4 protein-coding genes are annotated in these 4,211 nt (G+C 61.3%); all 4 read right to left on the reverse strand.

Going from position 1 to position 4,211, the window contains the following annotated elements:
* Window positions 1-500: 500 nt before the first annotated feature.
* Complete coding sequence (locus tag NFV80_RS06605; RefSeq protein ID WP_295328176.1) at window positions 501-1,394, reverse strand: alpha/beta hydrolase; 894 nt, start codon at window positions 1,392-1,394, stop codon at window positions 501-503.
* 6 nt (window positions 1,395-1,400) lie between these two features.
* Entirely contained in the window at window positions 1,401-2,537 is a 1,137-nt protein-coding gene (locus tag NFV80_RS06610) for a hypothetical protein (RefSeq protein ID WP_296758195.1), read from the reverse strand.
* 31 nt (window positions 2,538-2,568) lie between these two features.
* Window positions 2,569-3,849, reverse strand: coding sequence for an amino acid permease (locus NFV80_RS06615; RefSeq protein WP_295328172.1), 1,281 nt, complete (start codon window positions 3,847-3,849; stop codon window positions 2,569-2,571).
* 58 nt (window positions 3,850-3,907) lie between these two features.
* Window positions 3,908-4,211: hypothetical protein (locus NFV80_RS06620; RefSeq protein WP_295328170.1), on the reverse strand; the 304-nt coding region annotated here is incomplete at its 5' end.

The raw sequence follows: 4,211 nt of genomic DNA on the forward strand, positions 1-4,211 counted from the left end.
CTTTCATCCCGAATTGTGAACTTTGGTGCTTCTCCCAACCTCGAGTCCGACCGGTTGCCAGGGCATACCTCCACTGCGGCGAATGCACTATTTCCCCCGCAAGGAGTGCCGCAAGAGTTACCTTTGCGGAGAATGAAATGGGTACGGTCCTGACTTTTTTCGCGTGATGTCATTCAGGACAACTCCTCACCAAAGGGCTACCTGGTCGACGCCTTCGGCACGACGATCCGGCGAGACTCTGGTCAGCCCGTCGAGCGGGCGCGGGTAGTTGCCGGCGAATGATCGGGGATGTACCACCGCTTCCCCATCCGGGTCAGGTTCAGCAACGGGGTACCGGCCGCAACATCAAGGTCATCGCGTGAACTGGTGATTTCTGCAAGCCATAGTGTTCGCGGAATCGCTTCGCGTCTTCGGCAAGTCTTGCCCTTGTCGTGAGCTTCGACAGACTGGGATTTTCATGCATGTTGGCCATTGTTGGGTCTGCATCGGGAAGTGTCGTGCTAGTTCCCGCTGCCCGCACGAATCCCCAGAAAATCGTCCAGGGCGGCATTGAATGCTGTTGCTTGATCCCAAAACAGGGCGTGGCCTGCTTTGTTGAAGACTACTGCGTGCGCGTTGGGGCATTGATCGGTCAGCAGTCGCGCCTGTTCGCGCCATTTCGGCGTTACCAGGTAAAGAATGGGTAGCTTGCTGGCATGAACCGCGGTACGCCAGAAAGCCCTCGGCCGTGAATAGGAAAGCAGTCTGATACTGTCCTCCACCGGCAGTTGCAGAGTGCTGGTGACGACGTCATCGAGAATGCCGGAGTCTACGGGAGTCCGAAATATCGCGGCGGCGAATCGACGCATGGTCGCTTCGCGCTGCTCGCGCAGTTCTCTAAAGAAAGGGTTCGGTCCGGTGCTTGCCGGACCGTCCGGCCCTTCGCCGATGGAGTTGTCCACGAGCACCAGTCCGGCCAGCCGCTGCTCGCCGTGTTCCGCCACATAGGCCAGCGTTTCCAGAACGGCCAGCGACCAGGCGACAAGTACCACCCGGCGATCAGGGAAGCGTTCCAGCAGTTCCTTGATGTCGGCGACGCGTCTTTCCAGGGTGTAGCCGCTGGGGTGGGCCGGCGACTGGCCTTGCCCGCGCGGATCAAAGGCGACCAGCGGGTAACGGCCGGCAAAATGCGTCAATTGCCGTTGCCATATCGTCGCGGGCATGGTCCAGCCCGGAATGAACACCAGCAGCGGCTTTGCCGGGTCATCGAGCCTGCGCTCAAGGTAGCAGAGCCGGGCGTTGTCGCTGGTCTCGAAGCAGACTCGTTCCATCGCTGCGGCGGCGCTTGACATCACTCCCAAGCCGAAAGCGAGGCTCGCAGTGATCGCCCGCCAGTCGCGTTGTCGATTCGCCAAGACCGCTTACTTGCGCACCGCCACTTGAATCGCCGCTCCTGCCTCTTTGCGGTAGCCCAGCGGGAAGCCCAGTGGCCGCACCTCTTTGGCGCGTTCGGCGTAGGCCTTGATCAACGATGGATTGGTGGCTTCCTTGAACAGACGGTGGGCGCCGACGTATTCGCCATGCAGGGCGACATGGAAGCGTGCCGCCAGGGTGTCGTACTCAAGCCCGGTTTCGTCCTGAACCACCAGCGGCGCGCCGTTCAGAATTGCGTCGCGAATGATGGAAAAAGCGGGCATCTGCGGCAGGTGCGACGCCGCCTTCAGGAGCACAGGGCCACGTGCCACGCTCTCGATGAAGGCACGGGCATCCGCGCGCTTTTGCAGTCCGCGATCGGAAAGATCCTGCTTGACGTAATCGATGATGATGTCTCGTTCGGCCTTGCGCAGGTCGAGACGCACCGAATCCCAGCGAGCGCCGCTGCGCGCCTCGAGCGCCCGCAGCGTCAGGTCGGCGTCGAGGCAGATCGGGCGGATTGTGCGGATTTCGTAGCCCAGACGCGCGGCGTAGGCCATCAGGATCATGGTTGGCGTGAGTTGCAGCTTGCGTTCGCCACCGCCACGCTGGTTCAGCTCGGTAGTGACGAAAAACCCGCGCTCGCCGAAGCTGATCCATGCCTTGCCGAGGTCTTCCAGCACGCGCGTCAACTGCGGATCCTTGAGGGCAAATGGGTCGAAATACCCGTTGGCATACTGGTCCGAGACCATGACGTAGTGCACAGATCCCGGGAACACAGCCAGCATGCTCGGCAGATCAGGCCCGGAGAAGGGGTAAAACACGGTTTGCGCGCTGCCCGGGCGCACCTGGCGCGCCGCCCACGCAGCCAGTGGCGTGCCGTAGTCGCGGGCGTAGGCCTTCCATCCGGCATTCGCAGCATCGAGGTACGGGACGATGGCAGGCGACGCAAGATCAGCGGGTGGGGCGAGGCCCGCCAGCCGCCGCGCCACCTGGTTGACTTCAATCGTCGCTGCGGGATCTGGTGCAACCACGGGAGAACTGGCCGCGCGCTGTGTCGCCGGGCAGGTTTGCAAAGCATGGACCGAAAAGCTCGCGCTGCCCAGTGCGCAGCAGAAGGCAAGGGTAAATTGATTGAATCTCATGGAAACGTAAGAAGCTGGAACCGGATGGAAACTAGCGCACGCGCACCAGGCCGCGAGATTCGAGGACGATCAGGCTGGCGGAAGTGACGAAAAGACCAAAGACAAAGGCGACGGCTTCCTGATTGCCCACGAGCGAGATGAGAATGACCACGGAAGAAAAGCCGATGAACACCGGCGCGACAAAGTAACGGATGAGAGGGTGGTACTCGGCCTCGGTACGGCGCCGGCGGTAGATGCCCAACACCATCAACACCGGCGCAATGCCGAGGAAAACGCCCATCAGGCCCATCACCTGAACGAAAGATCCGGTTACCACAAGCAGGATGGACGCCGACGCCTGAATCCAGAGCAAACCCGAAGGGACGGGCGAAGCAGTAGCTCCTTCGCGCCGACGTGCGACGAGAATGCTGTGCAGCACCCTGGGGCCGGCGAAAGACGACACGCCGATGGACGACAGCAATACGACGGCGATCAGGAGCGCAAAAACCCGCGAGGCTTCGGCGCCAAAAAGCACTTCCACGAGCCGGGCTACAATGGCTTGGACGCCCGAAATCTCGCCGCTGGGGAGATTGCCCAGAATCGCAACATTCAAGGACAGGTACAGCACGATGACAATGCCGGTCCCCGCCAGCATCGCCAGCGGCACGGTGCGTTCGGGCTGGCGGAATTCGCTGGCGGAATAGATGGCCGCGTTCCAGCCGCTGTAGGTAAACACCGAGAACAGCAGGCACAGCGTCCAGCCATCCAGGGTCGCCCCCTGCCAGTTCGCGGTCGTAAGTGGACCCGCCTGCCAGTCGATGTGCATGAGACCACAGGTGGCGACGCCAAGAAGCAGGAGAAACTTGAGGATCGCCAGCAACGTCTGGATTCGCATGTTGTGCGCCTTGATCTGGGCGTGGACCAGAGTCATCAGGACGATGGCACCGATGGCGAGGAGCTTGCCGACTCCAAAACCCGCGACCGTCGATTCCGTCGTGCCGGTTCCGGTCATGAAATACGCTGCCAGCGCCATGCTGGCCGCCGCGTTTGACGCGGCAAAACCCACCAGAAAGGACAATATCGCCGTCAGATAACCCCACGACGGATAGTAGAAGGCCCCGATAATCGTTGCCTCACCGCCCGACACCGGGTTGCGGCGGATGATTGCGCCATAACAAATCACCCCGGAAATCGCCAGCACCGCACCCATGACCCAGACGGCCAGGATTTCGTAGGGCCCCCCCAGGCGCGCTGCCATCAAACCCGTGGTGGTGAGGATGCCAGTGCCGAGCATGCTGGCAATGACAATGAAAACGGCGTGTGTCAGTCCCATGAATCGCGCACTCCTTGCTTGGAGACAACAGTGTACATGGCACCGCCGGCGTTGTGCGTCATGCGAGTGGGGTTTTGCGGCGATTTTTCTTGACTGTGGGAAAATGCTGCACACTTTTCCCTCTGCGCTCCTTGCCAATGAAAGCCGCCAACCCCGCCGAGTCGAAGTCCAGGGAAAGGCGCTGGTGCAGTATGTTGTCATTACACCCGGCGTAGCCCGATTTCGCCGTCGGAAGACATCGAGCATGACGATGCGCGTGCAGCCGGACACGGACGAGATGGGCGTGAAGCAGCGGTACCGGTTCAATGTAACCGTTAACTCCCCGGCGTTCTTGTCGCCTACCTGCGGATGCGGTAGAGGTC

The organism is Accumulibacter sp. (genome assembly GCF_023806565.1).
Taxonomy (GTDB): domain Bacteria; phylum Pseudomonadota; class Gammaproteobacteria; order Burkholderiales; family Rhodocyclaceae; genus Accumulibacter.